Source organism: Prevotella sp. P5-50 (assembly GCF_002251295.1).
GTDB lineage: Bacteria > Bacteroidota > Bacteroidia > Bacteroidales > Bacteroidaceae > Prevotella.
This window is the reverse complement of sequence record NZ_NPJA01000013.1, coordinates 46,196-66,378: the sequence shown is the minus strand read 5'-3', so window position 1 is coordinate 66,378 and position 20,183 is coordinate 46,196. Positions and strand designations below refer to the sequence as shown.

12 protein-coding genes are annotated in these 20,183 nt (G+C 46.1%); 10 read left to right on the top strand and 2 right to left on the bottom strand.

Annotation, left to right across the window (positions count from 1 at the left end):
• The first annotated feature begins 327 nt into the window (after positions 1 to 327).
• From CIK88_RS02025 to CIK88_RS01990, 8 genes are all read left to right on the top strand, one after another.
• Entirely contained in the window at positions 328 to 1,380 is a 1,053-nt protein-coding gene (locus CIK88_RS02025; protein WP_144007363.1) for a hypothetical protein, read from the top strand.
• A gap of 313 nt (positions 1,381 to 1,693) precedes the next feature.
• Entirely contained in the window at positions 1,694 to 2,695 is a 1,002-nt protein-coding gene (gene trpD / locus CIK88_RS02020) for an anthranilate phosphoribosyltransferase (protein WP_094434320.1), read from the top strand.
• Positions 2,696 to 2,699: 4 nt separating this feature from the next.
• The gene (locus tag CIK88_RS02015; protein WP_094390521.1) at positions 2,700 to 3,506 is read left to right on the top strand and encodes an indole-3-glycerol phosphate synthase TrpC; all 807 of its coding nucleotides are present in this window, start codon (positions 2,700 to 2,702) and stop codon (positions 3,504 to 3,506) included.
• Positions 3,503 to 4,126, top strand: a complete 624-nt coding sequence (locus tag CIK88_RS02010) for a phosphoribosylanthranilate isomerase (RefSeq protein WP_094434192.1) — start codon at positions 3,503 to 3,505, stop codon at positions 4,124 to 4,126. The genes CIK88_RS02015 and CIK88_RS02010 overlap by 4 nt, the downstream gene beginning before the upstream one ends.
• Positions 4,127 to 4,186: 60 nt before the next feature.
• The gene (gene trpA / locus CIK88_RS02005; RefSeq protein WP_094434190.1) at positions 4,187 to 4,963 is read left to right on the top strand and encodes a tryptophan synthase subunit alpha; all 777 of its coding nucleotides are present in this window, start codon (positions 4,187 to 4,189) and stop codon (positions 4,961 to 4,963) included.
• A 36-nt stretch (positions 4,964 to 4,999) separates the two neighbouring features.
• Positions 5,000 to 6,208, top strand: a complete 1,209-nt coding sequence (trpB, locus tag CIK88_RS02000; RefSeq protein WP_094434188.1) for a tryptophan synthase subunit beta — start codon at positions 5,000 to 5,002, stop codon at positions 6,206 to 6,208.
• The gene (locus tag CIK88_RS01995) at positions 6,195 to 7,619 is read left to right on the top strand and encodes an anthranilate synthase component I family protein (RefSeq protein WP_094434185.1); all 1,425 of its coding nucleotides are present in this window, start codon (positions 6,195 to 6,197) and stop codon (positions 7,617 to 7,619) included. The genes trpB and CIK88_RS01995 overlap by 14 nt, the downstream gene beginning before the upstream one ends.
• A complete protein-coding gene (locus tag CIK88_RS01990; protein ID WP_094390516.1) occupies positions 7,616 to 8,185 on the top strand; it encodes an aminodeoxychorismate/anthranilate synthase component II in 570 nt (189 codons plus the stop codon). Before CIK88_RS01995 ends, CIK88_RS01990 begins: the two co-directional genes overlap by 4 nt.
• 166 nt (positions 8,186 to 8,351) lie before the next feature.
• Here CIK88_RS01990 and CIK88_RS01985 read toward each other — a convergent pair whose 3' ends face one another.
• Together CIK88_RS01985 and CIK88_RS01980 are read right to left on the bottom strand one after the other, a co-directional pair.
• Complete coding sequence (locus CIK88_RS01985) at positions 8,352 to 10,847, bottom strand: GH36-type glycosyl hydrolase domain-containing protein (protein ID WP_094390515.1); 2,496 nt, start codon at positions 10,845 to 10,847, stop codon at positions 8,352 to 8,354.
• Positions 10,848 to 10,887: 40 nt separating this feature from the next.
• Complete coding sequence (locus CIK88_RS01980) at positions 10,888 to 12,948, bottom strand: acetate--CoA ligase family protein (protein WP_094434183.1); 2,061 nt, start codon at positions 12,946 to 12,948, stop codon at positions 10,888 to 10,890.
• Positions 12,949 to 13,060: 112 nt separating this feature from the next.
• Here CIK88_RS01980 and CIK88_RS01975 point away from each other — a divergent pair, with 112 nt between their 5' ends.
• Together CIK88_RS01975 and CIK88_RS01970 are read left to right on the top strand one after the other, a co-directional pair.
• The gene (locus tag CIK88_RS01975; protein WP_094434181.1) at positions 13,061 to 14,386 is read left to right on the top strand and encodes an MATE family efflux transporter; all 1,326 of its coding nucleotides are present in this window, start codon (positions 13,061 to 13,063) and stop codon (positions 14,384 to 14,386) included.
• Positions 14,387 to 14,761: 375 nt separating this feature from the next.
• Entirely contained in the window at positions 14,762 to 20,182 is a 5,421-nt protein-coding gene (locus CIK88_RS01970; protein ID WP_094434179.1) for an alpha-2-macroglobulin family protein, read from the top strand.
• Position 20,183 lies beyond the last annotated feature (1 nt).

Genomic DNA, 20,183 nt, shown 5'->3' with positions numbered 1-20,183 from the left:
CAACGAAGGTCATCAAGTGAATGCACCGGTAACTAACAGAAAGATCAGTGCTTCATGGTGTAAAATCTTCAAAATAGTCATTCATGTAGTGTTTATGAGTCGGGTTGATTGATTCGTTATGGGAACTTCTATCCCGGCGCATCCATCCTGTTGACGATTGCAAAATTACAGTAATATACTGCAATATACAAATTTACAGCACCTTAAATATAGTCAAAAACACAATAAATTATCAAATTTTTACCTAAAAAACGGTCAATCTCAAACTTTTTTCGTAATTTTGTCAATGATATCAATGTAGTAATTACCAACCCACCCCAGACCATTATGTATAGTAACGACGATATGTCATTCAGAGCGGATTTTGAACCGTTCGTTCAAATGGCCAAGAAATTCTTCCATAGGGAGAAAAACTATCTTGACACACAACGCCAGCTGATTACCTGCTGGTACACGTTCCTACTTTCCATTGGATTGGTTGCCAATCTGATGGAACTCACTGGTCCTACAAGTGAATTTTTTAAGTATAGCAATGGAACATTGTTGGCTCTTACTTGGATCTGGTTTGTTGGATATGCACTGCAATGGTTTCGTGTCAATACAGTAGTAAGGCTCATGACACTCACCACACTGGTGGTGATGACTACAAATGCTATCTATGGAGCTATTGTGCCAGATATGCAACACATGCATGTGGTGATTCTTATACAAATGATAGTGCTATTGGGAAATATCACTTTCTCACTTGCTACGTATCAGACCATGTTTTCACTTATTAATATAGGTGTATCGATATTGGCGTATGTATTGTGTGCACTATTTACCAACGATCCGATGATGATACAGAGTCTGGCTATCGTGGTGCTGACTTTGCTCTATACAGGAGTACTTGGTGTGCATATTTCCAGCAATGCGGAACGACTGCAGAAGGAAAACACGATGATGAAACACGATGAAGCGGAATTACTGCACATCTTGCGACTCAATAAGAAACAAGTGAAATCGTATATCAGACTGGCAAGGGCTGAATACACGGAAGACCAAACACGGTTGCTGTTGGCACAGTTTGATGAAACAACGCAGCGACATATAATTGCCAATGTGACGCGATTCATACGTGCTGAGGCTTCAGTTAGCCAGCGCATTGAGAAGGCTTTCCCCGAACTGACACCTTCTGAGCGACGTATAGTACAGCTTATTCTGCGTGACAGAAAACTCAGCGATCTTTGCTCGCTACTCAATAAAACGGAGTCGAATATCAATACCCAACGTGCTAATATCCGCAGAAAGCTGGGACTTCAGCCGAAAGACAATCTCAAAGATAAACTCGAAGAACGCATGAGGGGGTATGTAGATATTCAGGATATCATGGTAAGGTGATGACAAAAAACAAATTGTAGGAGATTTGTACTTTTTATGTGCGTTATGTAGTTTTTTCTGGCGATTTATTTGCAGATTAAAAGAAAATGATTACTTTTGTACCCGAATAATCATTCAAACAAAAAAAGACAATGACAATATTTGTATCTACAGCATGGTGGTGGCGCAACTCAAGATTGAAAGAATCGTGAGTCGAACAGCCGTGTGGATACTTAAAGAATAAACAAGAGGCCTGTCGTTCTTACGATGGGCCTCTTTTCTTTATAGATAACAAACATAAAATGAATAATAAAAGGAGAATAACATCATGGAAATGAAAGACATTTTGAACAGAATGTTGAATCACGAGGCGCTGACTCGTGAAGAAACGAAGAACATCATTGTGGGAATCACACAAAGCGAATTTCCTGAAGAACAGATTATCGCACTGCTCACTGCACTGCAAATGCGTGGCGTGACAGTGGATGAATTGCTGGGATTTCGTGACGGTATTTTAGCAACGGGTGTACCTGCTATCCTCGATTGCGACAGATATATTGATGTGGTGGGAACTGGTGGTGACCGCAAAAATACGTTTAATATTTCAACGACTTCGTGCTTCGTTATTGCCGGTGCTGGCTATAAGGTGGCAAAACATGGTAACTTTGCATCCACATCGGTAAGCGGCGCATCGAATGTTATCAGAAACCATGGTGTGGATTTTACCGATGATATCGATAAACTCAACCGAAGCATCAACGAGGCTGGTGTCGTATATCTACACGCCCAACTCTTTGCCATGGCCATGAAATTTGTCGGTCCTATCCGCAAGGCATTGCAGTTTCCTACAGTATTCAACCTATTAGGTCCGTTGGTCAATCCCAGTCAGCCCAAGTGTCAGTTGCTCGGTGTTGCCAATCTCGACCAGATGCGACTCTACCGTCAGGTATATCAGAAAATTGGAATCGACTATGGTATCGTCAATAGTATTGATGGTTACGATGAAATATCACTGACTGGCGACTTTAAAGTGACTACCAACGACTATGAACGGGTGTTCCGGCCTGAAGATCTTGGCTTTGCTGTTGCAAGTCCGGAAGAACTTAAAGGTGGTGCCACAGAGGAAGAGGCGAAGGAAATATTCGATGCTGTACTTGAAAACCGTGCTTTGCCCGCACAAAAGAATATTGTACTTGCCAATGCTGCCTTTGGTATTCAAGTCATGGAAAAGGGTAGTAAGAGCATTGAGGAATGTATAGATATTGCCCGTGAGAGTATTGACAGTGGAAAAGCTCTTGCTACATTCCGTAAGTTTGTGGAACTCAACCGCAATTGATGCTATGGATATTCTGGAAGAGATCATCGCCCATAAGCGAATTGAGAATGAGCGCAACCGCCAAATTATGCCATTAAGGAAACTTGCTACTGAGGTCGATCGGCTGATGGAAAGCAAAGGACAGCAGGCAGAGGGTGGCAGTATGCGTAAAGCGCTTATAGATTCTACTTCGGGCATTATTGCCGAGTTCAAGCGTCGTTCACCATCTAAAGGTTGGATACACCAGTCGGCACTGGCAACAGAGGTTCCCCTCTCGTATCAACAGCATGGTGCTGCCGCTTTGAGTATCTTGACCGATGAGACTTATTTTGGCGGTAACGACTCGTTTATTGTTGATGCGAGACAGAGTGGGGTAACAATCCCTGTGCTTTACAAGAATTTTGTGATTGACGAATACCAGTTGTTACAAGCTCGTCGCTGTGGAGCTTCTGCCGTATTGCTAATAGCTGCAGCCATCGACCATGATACTTGCAGTCAACTGTGTCGTGAAGCTCACAATTTAGGAATGGAAGTGTTGTTGGAGATGCATGGTGAGCGCGACCTCGATTATGCCGACCTCGCTCCTGATCTTTACGGTATCAACAATCGTAATCTGGGAAGTTTTGTGACTGATGTGGAAAACAGTTTTCACATGGCAAGCCGTTTACCAAAAGAAGGATGCAAGGTCAGCGAAAGTGGACTCTCCAATCCCGAAACGGTCAATAGCCTTCGACTTGCCGGCTATCGCGGATTTCTAATGGGTGAACAGTTTATGAAACAAGAACATCCAGGACTTGCTCTTGATGCGTTTATCAAAGATTTGGCACGATGATCGTTAAAGTATGTGGTATGCGCGATGCCGATAATATCCGTCAAGTAGCCCAGTTGGGTATTCATATGATGGGATTCATCTTCTATCAGAAATCTCCCCGTTGCGTCAGTCGTCCTGTATCACGTTGTGAGGCGGATGCCGGTGTGGAGCGTATTGGTGTATTTGTTAATGATTCGGTAATGCATATTCTGCAATGTATCAATGATTACAACCTCAATGGCGTGCAACTTCATGGTCAAGAGACACCGGAATTTTGTCGTCGGCTGAAAACGAATGGGGTGGAATTGCTACTCAAGGCTGTCAGTGTGGCATCTGTCAACGACTTGAAACAATGTGGCGCATACGATGGAATTGTAGATTACTTCGTATTCGATACAAAGACTCCAGATTATGGAGGTAGTGGAAAATGTTTTGACTGGGAGGTGTTGCGTCATTACAAGGGAACTACACCTTTCCTATTGAGTGGCGGACTTGGCATGCACAACACCGAAGAGCTACTCCGCTTCCAACATCCACGATGGTGTGGTATCGATCTCAACAGTTGTTTTGAAGTAGCACCTGGTCATAAAGATGTGGCGCTACTCAAGCAATATCTGCAAACTGTTCGCGAAATATTGTGATATACATTAATAATAAATAAGGAGTTGGTACTCCGACAACATCGACAAGAATAAAAAACAATGAACAAGATAAATCAACTTTTCCAAAATGCCAGTCGGCGCAAACTGCTATCGTTGTATTTCTGTGCAGGCTGTCCAGATATTGACAATACAGCAGATGTCATCAAGACCATGCAGCGTCGTGGCATCGATATGATAGAAGTGGGTATGCCCTTTAGTGACCCATTGGCAGATGGTCCTGTCATTCAGAGTGCTGGTACTGTAGCATTGAAAAACGGCATGACACTCGATCTGCTGTTGCGCCAGTTGGCTGCCATCAAGGATGAAGTCACAATACCACTGGTATTGATGGGTTATCTGAATCCCGTTATGCATATGGGATATGAAACCTATTTCAGTCGTTGTGCTGAAAGCGGTATCAGTGGAACCATCATTCCTGATCTGCCTTTCGATGATTATCTGAATGTGGTCAAACCTATTGCCGACCGTTATGACATTCGAGTTATCATGATGATTACACCTGAAACCAGTGAAGAGCGCATCCGATTCATCGATGAACATACTGACGGTTTTATTTATATGGTCAGTTCGGCTGCCATTACTGGTGCGCAAAACAGTTTCGATGAGGCTAAACTTGCCTATTTCAACCGCATCAATAATATGCATTTGCGCAATCCGCGCATGATAGGGTTTGGCATCAGCAACAAACAGACCTTAGAGAGTGCGCAACAGAATGCAGCAGGAGCTATTATCGGTAGCAAGTTTGTGACGCTACTCAGAGAAACTGCTAATGCCAATCAAGCACTCGATGCACTCTATGAAGCTCTTCAAAAATAAAACAGACCATTATCCATACTATAACATCTATACAATATGAAATATCAAGTTGACGAGAAAGGATTCTTCGGAAAGTTTGGCGGAGCCTACGTTCCCGAAATCTTATATAAATGTGTAACTGATTTGCAGCAGGCTTATCGCCCTATTCTGGAAAGTGAGGACTTTCGCCGCGAATACTATGCGCTGTTGCGTGATTACGTAGGACGTCCGTCACCTCTGTACTATGCTAAGCGCATGAGCGAACGATATGGTTGCCAACTCTATCTGAAACGTGAGGATTTGAACCATACTGGTGCACATAAGATTAATAATACCGTGGGACAAATTCTGATGGCTAAGCGTATGGGGAAGACGCGCATTATTGCTGAAACCGGTGCTGGACAGCATGGCGTGGCAACGGCAACGGTATGTGCCCTGATGAATATGGAGTGTGAGATATTCATGGGAGCAACTGACGTAGAGCGTCAACATACTAATGTGGAACGTATGCGCATGCTGGGCGCCAAAGTACATCCTGTACGTACTGGCAATATGACATTGAGTGATGCTTGTTCAGAAGCTATTCGCGACTGGTGTTGTCATCCGCAAGATACCTTCTATATAGTAGGTAGCACGATGGGACCACATCCTTATCCTGATATCGTTGCCCGTTTGCAGAGTGTTATCAGTGAGGAACTCAAAGTACAATTGGAAGAAAAGGTTGGTCGTGACCATCCTGACTATCTTATTGCTTGTGTGGGAGGTGGTTCAAATGCCGCAGGTACTATCTACCATTATATTGATGACGACCGCGTGCAAATCTATCTGGCTGAGGCCGCCGGACATGGTATTGATACCGACTATACTGCTGCCACAATGCACTGTGGTACCGAGGGAATCATACATGGCGCACGAACTTTGGTGATGCAGACCGATGGTGGACAGATTAAAGAGGCCTTTACCATTAGTGCCGGACTGGACTACCCTGGTATTGGACCGATGCATGCAGATTTAGCAACGCGTGGCAGAAGCCATATTTTGGCTGTTAATGATGATGAGGCCATCTATGCCGGTTATGAACTGACTCGTATGGAGGGTATTATTCCTGCTATTGAGAGTGCTCATGCTGTTGCGGCACTTGCCAAGATGAAACATTTGTTCAAACCCGATGATGTGGTAGTGCTGACCGTCAGCGGACGCGGTGATAAGGATGTGGAAACCTATCTCAGTAACAAATCAATGGCTAAAGAATATGGAAACTTTTAACTATACAACCTATTGTCGGCATATTCTGGCCGACCTGCATACACCCGTTGGGGTCTATATGCGCTTGCGAGACCTCTATCCACAGTCGGCGCTGATGGAGAGCTCTGACTATCATGCTAATGACAATGCGCGTTCGTTTATTGGTGTTCATCCTTTGGCAAGTATTGCTATAGGACATGGAGTGGTGACCTGTAAATATCCCGATGGTACCAACCAACAGAAAACGCTACCACGAACCGATGATGGAGACCGTTGCAAACTGGCTATCGCCGATGCCATTGACCGTTTTATACATTCGTTTCACGTTTGTGGAGAAGGACAGGAATACTGTGGACTCTATGGCTTTACGTCGTTTAACGCTGTGCGCTATTTTGAGAATATTGCTGTGCGTGACACAACGATGGAGAAAAATGATGCCCCAGATATCTATTATGTGCTCTTCCGCGATGTTATTGTGTTCGACCATTTTAACAATACCATGACGCTTGTCACACTTGGCGAACGACCTGATGATACTTCTGAGATGGATATGTTGCTGCGCGCCATCAACAAGGCGTCGGTCAAAGCCTATGATTTTCATCCTGTTGGCGATACAACATCTACGTTGACCGATGAGGAACATAAGGCTAACATCCGTAGATGTGTGGAACATTGTATGCGTGGAGATGTGTTTCAGATAGTGGTCAGTCGCCGTTTTGTACAGCGCTATGAGGGTGATGACTTCAAACTGTATCGCGCTTTGCGTAGCATCAATCCTTCGCCCTATTTGTTCTACTTTGATTTCGGTGGGTTTCGTATCTTCGGTTCCTCACCCGAAACCCATAACCGCATCGTGGGCAATAAGGCTTATATAGACCCTATTGCTGGCACAACCCGTCGTACAGGCAATACAGAACAGGATCGGAAGAATGCCGAGTTTCTACGTAACGACCCAAAGGAGAATGCCGAACATGTCATGTTGGTTGATCTGGCACGTAATGATCTGAGCCGCAACTGTCATGATGTCAAAGTTGATTTCTATAAGGATATGCAGTTCTACAGTCATGTCATTCATCTTGTCAGCCGTGTTAGCGGTACGCTTGACGAGGGAGCTAATACCATCCGTACCTTTATCGATACTTTTCCTGCGGGTACATTGAGTGGTGCGCCTAAGGTACGTGCCATGCAGATTATAAGCGAACTGGAGCCCCATAATCGTGGAGCCTATGGCGGATGTATAGGTAGTATATCGCTCAATGGCGACTTAAACCAAGCTATTGTCATCCGAACCTTTATCAGTCGCAATGGCGAACTGTGGTTCCAGGCTGGAAGTGGTGTGGTTGCCAAGAGTAATGACAACTATGAGTTAGAAGAATGTAATAATAAACTGGGTGCCCTTGTCAAGGCCATCCGAATGGCAGAAGAATTATGAATATAGTGATTATTGACAACTACGACTCGTTTACCTACAATCTGTCTCATTTGTTGAAGGAGTTGGGAGCAACAGTCAGCGTAGTACGTAACGACCAGTTTCAATTGGAACAACTGGAACAATACGATAAGATTATCCTCAGTCCCGGACCGGGTGTTCCCTCTGAGGCAGGTTTGTTGCTGGCAGTTATTCGTCATTATGCTGGTCGCAAACCTATACTTGGTGTGTGTCTGGGTCATCAGGCTATTGGCGAAGTGTTTGGTGGTAAGTTGGCCAATCTTTCGGAAGTGTATCATGGAATCGCCACTCCTTGCAGTATTGTGGCAGATGATCCGATATTCCGCGGATTGCCTCGTCGCATAGAAGTTGGACGTTATCATTCATGGGTGGTTGATCGTGAGAATTTTCCTGATTGCTTAGAAATAACTGCCGAGAGCGATGACGGTCAGATTATGGCACTTCGCCATAGGCAGTATGACATTCGCGGCATTCAGTTTCATCCAGAGAGTGTACTGACTCCCGATGGACATGCTATGCTTGCCAATTGGTTAGAACTAGGTAAATAATCGGAATTCCAGTTGACTATATGCTGAAGAAAGAGCCAGTCTGATGTTGTTCAGACTGGCTCTTAAGTTAGATCGACCATTGTATCGAGCAACTGTTGGGATAGCTTGATTGCTAATTACGATGCTCTATTTGAATTGGATACCGTGGCCTATTGATTGTTGTGTATTATACCATTTCCACAACTACAGCGTGCTTACCTGCTGTGCAGGGGATGACGTTTCCTTCGATGGGTTGACCATCAACGGTAATCTGTTTCACGCCCTTCTCGCTTCCGCGTGGGTTTTTGACTACGATGTCAAATTCGGCTCCGCGCAGAATACGTTTGATGCTATATTCCTTCATGTCTGATGGGAGACAAGGATCGATTTCAATACCATCGTATGTAGGCTTGATACCCAATAGGAACTGACTGACTGTGTACCACATCCATGCGGCAGTACCGGTCAACCATGAGTTCTTTCCTTCACCGGGTTTAGCAGCATCTTTACCTGCCACCATCTGACAGTTGACGTATGGTTCAACCTTGTGGAGGTCTTGGTCTTTGATGTACATAGGACAAATCTTGCGGAAGAGTTCCCATGCATCGTTACCGCGTCCTGCAACAGTTTCTCCGATGATAACCCATGGGTTGTTGTGACAGAAGATACCTGCATTCTCTTTATATCCTGCGGGGTATGAAGAAATCTCACCCATTTCCACATGATAGGTGGTGTATGCGGGATTGTTGAGCACCATACCGTGTTCGCAGTCGAGATATTTCTTGCAGGAGTCGATTGCTTTGTCGCACATGCCTTCTTCAAGTCCGATGCCTGCCATGGTGCAGAATCCTTGTGACTCGATAAATATCTTTCCTTCCTCGTTTTCGTTAGAACCAATCTTGTTGCCATAGAAGTCGTATGCACGCAGATACCATTCGCCATCCCATCCGTGTTCCTTTACGGCCTTCACCATATTATTAATATGTCCGAGTGCACGATCTGCTTCTTCTGGCTTGCCAATCTGTTTGCAGAGTTCTACATACTGTCTGCCGCAGAGTACAAAGAGGCCGGCAATCATGAGGGATTCTGCCTTTGAACCTTCTGTCTTGTTTTCGGTAGTTTGGAAACTCTCGTTGGGATCCCATGAGAAACAGTTCAGGTTGAGACAGTCGTTCCAATCGGCACGTCCGATGAGTGGTAGAGCGTGAGGACCGAGGTTGTTGACTACGTGGTTGAATGATATTTTCAGGTGCTCAAATAGTGTGACTTCTGTTCCAGGCTCGTTGTCCCAAGGTACCATTTCGTCGAGAATTGAGAAATCGCCCGTCTCTTTGATATAAGCAACTGTACCGAAGATGAGCCACATGGGGTCGTCGTTGAAACCGCCACCGATGTCGTTGTTGCCGCGCTTGGTGAGTGGTTGGTATTGGTGGTAGCATCCTCCGTCGGGGAATTGTGTTGATGCAATATCGATAATGCGCTGGCGTGCACGACTTGGTACTTGATGAACGAAGCCAACAAGATCTTGGTTGGAATCGCGGAATCCCATTCCACGTCCTACGCCGCTTTCGAAGAATGACGCAGAACGTGAGAAGTTGAAGGTAATCATACATTGGTACTGGTTCCAGATGTTGACCATTCTGTTCAAGTTCTCGTCGTCGCTCTTCACTACATACTTATCGAGTAGTTCGTCCCACATGGTGCGCAATTCAGCAAAAGCAGCCTCTACAGCCTCTACGGTAGCGAAGCGCTCGATGGTAGCCTTGGCTTTGGTTTTGTTGACGAGTGTCACGTCGCTATCCTGTGAAGAAATGAGTTCACCTTTTTTCTTGCGCTCGATATCTTCCTTGCAGAACTTTTCGTCTTGTTCGTTTTCTACATAGCCGAGGATGAAGATATAGTCTTTGGTCTCACCCGGTTTCAGTTCAACCTCGATATAGTGTGAGGCAATAGGGCTCCATCCGTGTGCCAGGCTGTTGCTTGGCTTGCCAGCCATGACACATTGTGGGTTTGAAAATTCGTTGTATAGTCCGATGAACGACTCACGGTCTGTATCATATCCGTCGATTTTAGAATTAGCCACAGCATAGTATGCATAGTGGTTACGGCGCTCTTTGTATTCTGTTTTATGGTAGATAACGCTACCGTCAATCTCCACTTCACCTGTTGACCAGTTGCGTTGGAAATTCTCCATGTCGGTAGCCGCATTCCACAGACACCATTCAGCAAACGAGAAGAGCTTGATACGCTTAGTTTCGTTGGTGGTATTCTTCAAGGTTACGCGCTGTACTTCAGCCCATGTCTTTAATGGAACGAAGAATAGTACGCTGGCTTCTATACCGTTCTTTGCACCAGTAATGCGTGTGTAGTTCATACCGTGCCGGCACTCGTAGAAGTCGAGTGGTGTTTTGCAAGGCTTCCATCCTGGGTTCCACACGGTATCGCCATCCTTGATGTAGAAGTAGCGTCCTCCGTTGTCCATTGGTACGCCGTTGTAGCGGTAACGTGTGATGCGGCGGAACTTAGCGTCTTTGTAGAAACTGTATCCACCTGCTGTGTTAGAGATGAGTGAGAAGAAGTCTTCGTTGCCCAGATAGTTTATCCAAGGAAACGGGGTCTTAGGGTCTGTGATGACATACTCACGTTGTTGGTCATTGTAGTGACCATAGAGCTTGTTTTCCATCGTCAATTGATTTTGATAGTTGTTAATATTATTTATTTCGTTATTTTTCTATAAGTATTCTTGCATCTACAGCCACTATATCGTCGGCGTCAGCCAGTAGTGGGTTGATGTCCATCTCTTTTATCTCTGTGGCAAAGCGCAGTAGTGTAGATAAGCGCACGATGATTTCTGCATACTTCTGCTCTTTGATGCCTTGTTGTCCACGTGTGCCTTTGATGATTTTATAGCCACGTAGCGAGCGTATCATCGAGTATGCTTCGCCGTATGATAGCGGTGCAAGTCCGCTTTGTACATCTTTCAATACTTCTACAAAGATACCGCCCAATCCGCAGAGCACTACGTGTCCGAATCGTTCTTCATACTTAGCGCCGATGAAGAGTTCGGTACCTTTCAGCATCTTCTGTACCATGACGCCTTGCGCATCTTTGATATTCATCATGCGGTCAAACTCCAATGCCAGATGTTCAGGAGTGCGGATGTTGAGTGTCACACCGCCCACATCACTCTTGTGTACGGGTCCTACTACTTTCGCCACTACTGGATATCCTGTGCGGTTGGCAAAATCGATTAGAGTTTGTTTGTCGTCGCTTACCATTTCGGGTACCATCGGTATTCCGGCACATTCCAGTAGTTGGTGGACGATGTCGGGTGACACATATCCGTTGTCGGTAATACCGCTAATGATTTCGCGTATCTTAGGCACATCCACGCCGAAGAGTTCTATTTCAGGTGGTGCTGGCTGTGGTGTACGCATCACTTGTGAGAGGGCAGTAGCCAAAGTCACCTCGTCGCTGAAGTTTACATGACCTTTTGCCAAGAACTCAGCCACTTCTGGTCCGGCGGTATGCAGACTGGGTAGGATGGGGAAGATAGGCTTCTTACACTCGCTAATCTTTTTGTGTAGTACCTCGTAGGCCTCATAGAGTGTGGTCAGACCTGGTGTTCCGTATATCACAGCAATGGCATCGATATTGTCGAAACGTTGATCGCAATAGTCGAGTGTAATACCCAATTGATCTGGGGTTCCTGTTGCCAATATGTCGATAGGATTGGCTACTGACGAACCTGCAAACAACTGGCTCTTGAGTTCCTCTGCTACAGGACCTTCCAACTTGGGAACTTCCAGTCCGCCTTTAGATAATGCATCGGTCAGCATTACGCCTGGTCCTCCTGCGTGGGTGACGATGGCGAAGCGTTTGCCCGCCAATGGTGGCAAGGTGAAGATACATCCCACGGTGGTCAGTTCCTCACGTGAATGGCAGCGCACGATGCCTGCTTTACGGAAGAGTGCCTCTACTGCCGAGTCGCTACTTGCAATGGCACCTGTATGGCTTGATGCTGCTCTGCTTCCGCTTTCACTACTTCCAGCTTTGACAGCGGCAATGCGACATCCTTTGCGAATAAGTGATGAGGCATGGAAGAGCAGTTTGTCGGGGTTGGATATGTTTTCGATATAGAGCAGTTTGACTTTCGAGTCGGTGTTAGGGTCGAAGTGTTCGTCCATGTATTGAAGCACGTCTTCTATACCGATTTGTTTACCGTTGCCAATCGACCATACCGAGTTAAATTGTAGGCCTTTGATAACGGCACTCTCTAAGATGAATACGGCAGTAGCTCCCGAACCGCTGACGAAATCAACACCTTGTGGATTAAGCGATGGGATAGGTTTTGTAAACACACTATGATGATTTCTGTTGAGCAGTCCGATGCAGTTGGGGCCGATGAGTGCTGCCCCATATCGCTCACAGGTGTCGAGTATGCGTTGCTCTCTTGCAGCTCCAGCTTTTGTCTCTTCACCAAAGCCAGCCGATATGATGATAAAGGCTTTTGTGTCTTTTTCGCTGGCAAGCAGTTCCACACTTTCTGGGCATAGTTTTGCTGGAATCACCAGTATGGCGAGTTCTGTAGGTGGCAGTTCTTTAGCATCGTGAAACACTTTGATGCCTTGTACTTCGTCTTCCTTTGGGTTGACAATACGTAGTGTGCCTTGATAGTTGCCTTGCAGGATATTACGCACGATGGCACCTCCTGGCTTGTGGACATTGTTTGAACCACCGATGACAACAATTGACTGTGGATGGAGCAGTTCTGGAGTAATCATAGTAGTAATATAGATTTAATTGCCTACAAAGTTACGATATAGTCGGCTAAATGCAAAGAAAAAAATGATTTTTCTTCGTGTTTTTTCTTCTTTTGATAGTACCTTTGCATGTATGAAACTTTCAAAGACAGACCAAAATATACTTCAGATAGCTCTGCCGGCTATTGTTACCAATATTACCGTCCCGCTTCTTGGCTTGGTAGATACTGCCATCGTGGGCCATATGGGGAGTGCGTCGTTTATTGGCGCTATTGCGGTGGGTAGTATGATTTTTAATCTGGTTTATTGGGTGTTCGGATTTTTGCGCATGGGAATGTCTGGAATGACCGCCCAGGCTCGTGGCCGTCGTCAGGTGGAGGATATTGTCAGGTTGTTGGGCCGCTCGGTAGCGGTTTCGTTGTCTATTGCTTCGTTGTTGTTGGTTTTTCAATGGCCGTTGCGTGAACTGATGTTGATGTTGATCCACCCCGGAGAAGGCGTCCGTCAACTGGCAGAAATTTATTTCAATATTGCGGTATGGGGAGCTCCTGCCGTGCTTTCGCTCTACGGATTGACGGGGTGGTTTATCGGCATGCAGAATACTCGCATTCCCATGCTGGTTTCTGTGGCTCAGAATGTTGTAAACATCTGTGCGTCATTATTCTTCGTCTATGCGCTCGACATGCAAATAGAAGGAGTGGCGTTGGGAACGGTCGTGGCACAATATGCAGGACTTATAGTGGCTGTATTGTCGTTGGCTCCGTCATTCTTTTTGTCTCGCGGTCGTAGGTCTTGGCGCCGACTGGGTCGTGGCTTTCGATGGCAATCGTTGCGGTCGGAATGGGGACGCTATTTCCGTGTAAATCGTGATATTTTCCTTCGTACGTTGTTCTTGGTAGGTGTCAATTTGTTCTTTACTTCGGCTGGCGCACGTCAGGGCGAAGTGGTACTTGCGGTCAATGCACTTTTGATGCAACTATTCTTACTGTTGTCATATTTTTTAGATGGATTTGCCTATGCAGGTGAAGCCCTTGGAGGCCGTTATTGGGGAGCTTCAGATGCAAATGCTTTCCATGATGTGGTGCGACGACTTTTCCGTTGGGGTGGAGCATTGGCTTTGCTCTTTTCGATTGTATATATTGTGGGTGGCGAACCGTTTTTGCATCTTCTTACGGATAATGTTTCTGTGGTGAAAGCATCCCGCTCGTATGTGGGTTGGGCTTATCTTTTACCCTTGGCAGGAGTGGCAGCTTTTGTTTGGGATGGTATTTTTATCGGAATTACCGCTACTCGAGCCATGTTGATTTCATCGGTTGTCGCAGCTATGGTGTTCTTTTTTACGGCATTATTGCTCATGCCACTATGGGGAAATCATGGCCTTTGGTGTGCGATGACCCTTTATTTGTTGACTCGTGGTTTGGTGCAGACCCTGTTGTTTTGTAACATAAGGCTAAAGTGAAGCCTCCTTTATGAGCCATTTGCTCTATGGCTCAAATAGTGTATCTATTTTCTGTTTATTAATGTGCTCTGTCTTCGGGATGCCTTCGGGATGTGTTCGGGATGCGCTTGGCCTACAAAAGTATGCCGTAAATCTCATGTAAGTCCCAAGTAAGTCCCATTTTCATGCGGAAAATAATTGGAGTTTGAAGGGAGGGTAAAGGACGGCAAAACTGATCAACGTCCGTATAGAAGTGAAACGAATTGAAACAAAAGAAATCGTCCTCATGTTGCTCGTATATTTGATAATAAAGGCAAAAAACTCGCCATTCGTGTTAAAACACTTTGTGTTTTGACTTTTTCTTTGTACTTTTGTGCTACTAATAACGCATGTGCTATGAAGAAATTAGCCTTTTTACTCCTCATAATGGTATTTTCTGTACTGACAAACGTGTCGGCGCAGACCTATCAGATGTTGTGGAAACAGGTGGAAGAAGCGCAGAAAAAAGATCTTCCGCAAACTGCCATTCGACAGCTGAAACCTATTCGTGAGAAGGCTTTGAAGGAAAAATCGTATGGCAATTTTTTGCGTTCAGCACTCCTGCAAACCAAATTGCAAACTGAAATAACTCCCGATTCGCTCCTCTCGGAGGTGCAAAAACTGGAAAACATAGCCAGCACTACAGCCGATAAGGTGCTTCGGGCCGTTTGTTGCGTTGTACTCTGTCAAATCTACGAACAGGAAACAACCGCTTTCGGAAACGATTGGAAAGCCAAAGCCGACAGTTGTAGGCACTTGGCAATGGCAAATCCTGTACTTTTGGCGCAAACTCCAACAGCCGATTACACCCCATTTGTGCTTGATGCAAAGACAGTAGATGGCTTTGGTCACGATATGCTCAGCGTGGTGGCAGGCGAATTGGATGTGTGGACTGAGGCTCAAGCCTACTATGAACAAGCAGGTAACCGTCGTGCCGCATGTTTGGCAGCCTATTTCGCAGAACGAAGTCAGTCGGCGGACGATGTGGCTACGCTTGATTCGCTCATCAGCCGTTATGCGGAGGAGAAAGAAGTAGGGTGGCTTGCGGTAGAGCGTGTCAGATGCATGATGCGCAATGAGGAGACTTCTACCATGCAGACCGTGGCTTATATCGACCAAGCCATAGAAAGATGGGGAACAGCCGGTCGCTTGAAGGAGCTTCTGGTGTTTCGTCATGAACTAACAGCGCCGCAATATTCTGCCAATATTGATGAAACACTTTTCATTCCACATGTTTCACAAACCATCAGATTGCGCAATCTTCGACACCTCACATCGCTCACACTTCGGGTTTACCGCACAACTTTGCAGGGCGACAGTAAGGAGCGCATCATGGGACAAATCAACGATGAGGCCTATCGCAGAATACGCCAAGGCCTTGTAGAACAGAAGTCTGCCGCACAAACCCGTACCTTTGCGCCACGTCCTGAATACGAACTTTTCAACGATTCCGTGACGTTGGCAGGACTTTCTGCAGGCATTTATCTATTGGAATTTTCTATTCCTGAAACAAAAGAAGTGCAGCGCCATTTGTGTTGCGTCAGCAATTTGCGTACTATGATTTTTGCACAACCCGATGGAAAAATGCGTTATGTGGTGGTTAATGCCACGACCGGACAGCCCGTTGCGGGAGCTAAGTTGCATATAGGTGACGACAAAAAAGCCATGTTGTTGACCACCAACGCAGCAGGCGAAGCATTTCGTACAGCCACCTCCAAGGACAATTGGACTCCACTTTTTGCCTATACTGCACAGGATAAATATTGCCCGAAACTCTATAGTGAGCGCTATCCCTATGGTGGACAATCTACAGCCGACAATATCGTAGAACTCTTCACCGACCGTGCCATCTATCGTCCAGGACAAACCGTTCATGTGGCAGCCATTGCCTATCGGGTGGAAACCGACAAGCAGACCCATGCGCTGAATGGTAAAACCTATACCTTGAAACTTTATGATGCACGAGGCAGAAATATCGCTGAAAAGCAACTGACTACCGATGAATATGGAAAGGCATCTTCCGATTTCCTATTGCCCGAACAGATGCTCACCGGCAATTGCCGACTCAATATGGACGGTTGCAATCAGAATATTCGTGTTGAAACCTATAAACGACCCACCTTCGATGTGGCATTTGACGAGTATAAGGAACGCTATGCTGCGGGCGACACCATTACTGTGAGTGCAAGAGCAAAAACCTATTCGGGTGTGGCTGTACAGCAGGCAAAGGTTCGTTATCAAGTGCGCCGTCAGCAGTCATGGTGGTGGCGTAGTATGGATGGCGATAATGGCGTAGTGGCAACAGGTGAAACTACAACCGATGCCGATGGACTATTGAAGGTAAATGTTCCATTAGTATTATCGAAGAAAGAGGATAAAACTCCAAGATTTTATCAGTTTGTTGTAGAAGCAGATATTACCGATTTGCAGGGAGAAACCCGCCAAGCCACTATGTCGCTTCCGTTGGGAACACGGTCCTCTGTGCTTACTACAACCTTGCCTTCGAAAATCAGAAAAGACCAAAATACCCCATGGCGCATCAATCGTTTCAATGCTGCCGGACAAGCTATCGGTGGAAAGATGAAATACCGTATTGACCAAAACCCATGGCAGACCGTAGAAGCCAACGATACGGTTGGACAATCATGGACCGCTTATACGTCGGGCAAGCATCATCTCGAAGCCGTATGCGAAGGCGATACTTTGCAGCATGGTTTTGTGTTGTTCTCACTCGACGACCACCGTCCTGCCGTCCAGACCGACGAATGGTTTTATGTGAGTCACGATCGTTTCCCAGCTGACGGTAGTCCGGTAACCCTACAAGTGGGTTCTTCTGATGCAGACGTCTATATGGCCTACGAGATCTGTGTTGCCAATAAAGTGGTGGAAAAAGGTTTCCGCCGTGAAAACGGCACATTGTGGAATCGCAAACTGACCTACAAACCGGAATATGGCGACGGTATCCAGCTCTCGTTCGTATGGGTGAAAAATGGAAAATATCATCGCCATACAACCACTTTGTATGCACCGGAACCAGACAATAAATTGACTCTGCGATGGGAAACCTTCCGCAACCGTCTGCTCCCTGGTCAGCAGGAAGAGTGGAGACTGCATGTCGCAGACAGCAAAGGACGTTCGGCAACGGCACAACTCATGGCTGTGCTATACGATAAAAGTCTTGATGCACTCGCCAAACACCAATGGTCGTTCACTCCCCGCATTTATTATCAAGTGCCGTATGGCAACTGGAGAATCTTATACAGTTCCAGCCTTTTTCTCGATTACAGTCTTCCCTGTCCCTATGTTGTAAACGATATTCGCTCAGTTGGCGTGTTCGATCATTCGGTCTATCCCTATCGCATGATGGGAATGGTGTTGCGCTCGTTCGCTACAAATGGAATAAGAATGAAGGAAATGGCCAAACAGGTGGGGAGAGTATATGAGGCTGTAGAAGAAAGTGCAGACCGCATGGAGAGTGTTGTTATGGAATCGAAAATGAAGGACTCAGGAATGGCGAAAATTGACGAAAACAATACGCACAAGCCTGTTGCCCTCCGCGAGAACATGACAGAAACAGCATTCTTCTATCCAACTCTCGCTACAGATACAGCAGGTATGGTAACTATTCGTTTCACCATGCCTGAGACGCTCACCACGTGGCGCTTCATGGGAGTAGCCCATACCAAAGACATCCGTACTGGATATATTGAGAGTGAGATTGTGGCACAGAAACAACTCATGGTAGAGACCAATCTGCCACGGTTTATTCGTGAGGGCGACAATAGCCAGTGGAATGTGCGCATTGCTAATCTCAGCAATAGTGTAGAGACAGGAACGGTGCGACTTGAACTGCTTGACGCTGAAACCGAAAAAGTGGTTTATACAGAAGATACCACATTTAGTGTCGATGCTGGAAAAAACACTTCTGCGACATTCCACTATCAGGCAGACGGGAATCACCCGCTCCTCATTTGTCGCATCATCGCCAATGGACAAAACCATTCGGATGGTGAACAGCGCTATTTGGCTGTGCTTCCAGCTACCGAACGTGTCATCGTGACACAACCTATCACGCAATACGAAGCCGGAGGCATGACGCTGAATATCGACAAACTATTTGCCAAAACAGCAACACATCGCAAATTGACAATAGAATATACCAACAACCCTGTGTGGATGATGGTTCAGGCGTTAGCGGCAGCAGGACAGCCCTCAGAGAAAAGTGCTATTGGACAAGCGGCTGCCTATTATTCCAATTTCCTCGCCAAGTCACTTGTTGACCGACTGCCGCAGGTAAAGCATGTGTTTGAACTATGGCGCCGCGAAACAGAAGAAACGAACTCGCTCCAAGCGCAACTGATGAAGAATCAAGAACTCCGCGACCTGTTGCTCGATGAAACACCATGGGCGATCGAAGCAGATAATGAACGCGAACAAAAACGTCAGTTGGCAGACTTCTTCAACGACTATAATGTCAGCAACAGACTGGAGCAGAACCGACAACAATTGCAACGTCTGCAAAATGCGGATGGAGGCTTCGCGTGGTATGAAAGTATGCGCTCCAACGACTATATTACGATGGAGGTGGCACAGATGCTCGCACGTCTGTCGCTCCTGACCGGCGAAGATAGTAGAACTAATCTCTTACTGCGTAAAGCCATGGACTATATGGACAAGAGAATGCTTGAAACCGTGACAGAACTCAAACGCAGAGAGGCAAAACGTGAGCGCATTACGTTCCCTGGAGATAATGCTTTCCGTTGGCTCTATGTCAACGCTATAAGCAAGCGCCAACTTTCAACATCGGTTCGCAAGGCAAGCGACTATCTTATAACATTATTGCGCAAAGAATCGAAGCGCATAAGCATCTATGGAAAGGCAACGCAGGCCATAATCCTTCATCAGCAAGGTTTGCATACGGAGGCAGCCAACGATGTGAAGAGCATCAAGGAATATTCAGTCTATAACAAAGAGGTGGGGCGCTATTTCGATACACCACGGGCATTCAATTCGTGGTATAGTTATAAGATTCCTACGGAGGTTGCGGCTATCGAGGCCTTGCACATGGTGACTCCCGATGACGAAACAACCATCGAAGAGATGCGACGTTGGCTACTTCAGCAGAAACGTACCCAACAATGGGATACTCCTATCAATACGGTTAACGCCATCTATGCGTTCTTGCAAGGGAATGAACAGGTGTTGGCAACACCACAGCCGGTACAGATGGAGATTGACGGGAAGCCATTGGAACTGCCTAAGGCTACTGCAGGAATGGGCTATGTGAAAACAACTATTCAACCATCGGAAGGTAAGACTCTCACCATCCGTAAGCCAGACAATAACGCTTCGTGGGGAGCGGTCTATGCACAGTCCTTACAGCCCATTAAGCAAATTACTGCAACTAATGGGGCGTTGACCATAGAGCGTCAATTGGTGGGCGGACCAAGCATGTTGCACGTGGGCGACCGTATCAAGGTGCGTATTACCATTGAAACAAAGCGCAACCTCGACTTCGTTGAGGTGGTGGAAAAGCGGGCGGCATGTCTCGAACCTGTCGGTCAATTGTCAGGATACCTTCGCGGAGCTTATTGCGCACCTAAGGATGGAGCCACACATTATTTCTTTGAAAAACTGCCAAAAGGCAAACATGTGATAGAAACAGAATACTATGTTGATAGAGCGGGATGCTATGAAACGGGAACTTGTACGGCACAATGTGCCTATGCCCCCGAATACCAAGCAACTGGCGCTTCGATGACACTCAATATTGAATAAT

What these genes read in the sequence shown, in the direction of transcription:
- CIK88_RS02025 (WP_144007363.1), top strand. Translation starts at nt 328, where the DNA reads ATGTATAGTAACGACGATATGTCATTCAGAGCGGATTTTGAACCGTTC.
- trpD (WP_094434320.1), top strand. Translation starts at nt 1,694, where the DNA reads ATGAAAGACATTTTGAACAGAATGTTGAATCACGAGGCGCTGACTCGT.
- CIK88_RS02015 (WP_094390521.1), top strand. Translation starts at nt 2,700, where the DNA reads ATGGATATTCTGGAAGAGATCATCGCCCATAAGCGAATTGAGAATGAG.
- CIK88_RS02010 (WP_094434192.1), top strand. Translation starts at nt 3,503, where the DNA reads ATGATCGTTAAAGTATGTGGTATGCGCGATGCCGATAATATCCGTCAA.
- trpA (WP_094434190.1), top strand. Translation starts at nt 4,187, where the DNA reads ATGAACAAGATAAATCAACTTTTCCAAAATGCCAGTCGGCGCAAACTG.
- trpB (WP_094434188.1), top strand. Translation starts at nt 5,000, where the DNA reads ATGAAATATCAAGTTGACGAGAAAGGATTCTTCGGAAAGTTTGGCGGA.
- CIK88_RS01995 (WP_094434185.1), top strand. Translation starts at nt 6,195, where the DNA reads ATGGAAACTTTTAACTATACAACCTATTGTCGGCATATTCTGGCCGAC.
- CIK88_RS01990 (WP_094390516.1), top strand. Translation starts at nt 7,616, where the DNA reads ATGAATATAGTGATTATTGACAACTACGACTCGTTTACCTACAATCTG.
- CIK88_RS01985 (WP_094390515.1), bottom strand. Translation starts at nt 10,847, where the DNA reads ATGGAAAACAAGCTCTATGGTCACTACAATGACCAACAACGTGAGTAT.
- CIK88_RS01980 (WP_094434183.1), bottom strand. Translation starts at nt 12,948, where the DNA reads ATGATTACTCCAGAACTGCTCCATCCACAGTCAATTGTTGTCATCGGT.
- CIK88_RS01975 (WP_094434181.1), top strand. Translation starts at nt 13,061, where the DNA reads ATGAAACTTTCAAAGACAGACCAAAATATACTTCAGATAGCTCTGCCG.
- CIK88_RS01970 (WP_094434179.1), top strand. Translation starts at nt 14,762, where the DNA reads ATGAAGAAATTAGCCTTTTTACTCCTCATAATGGTATTTTCTGTACTG.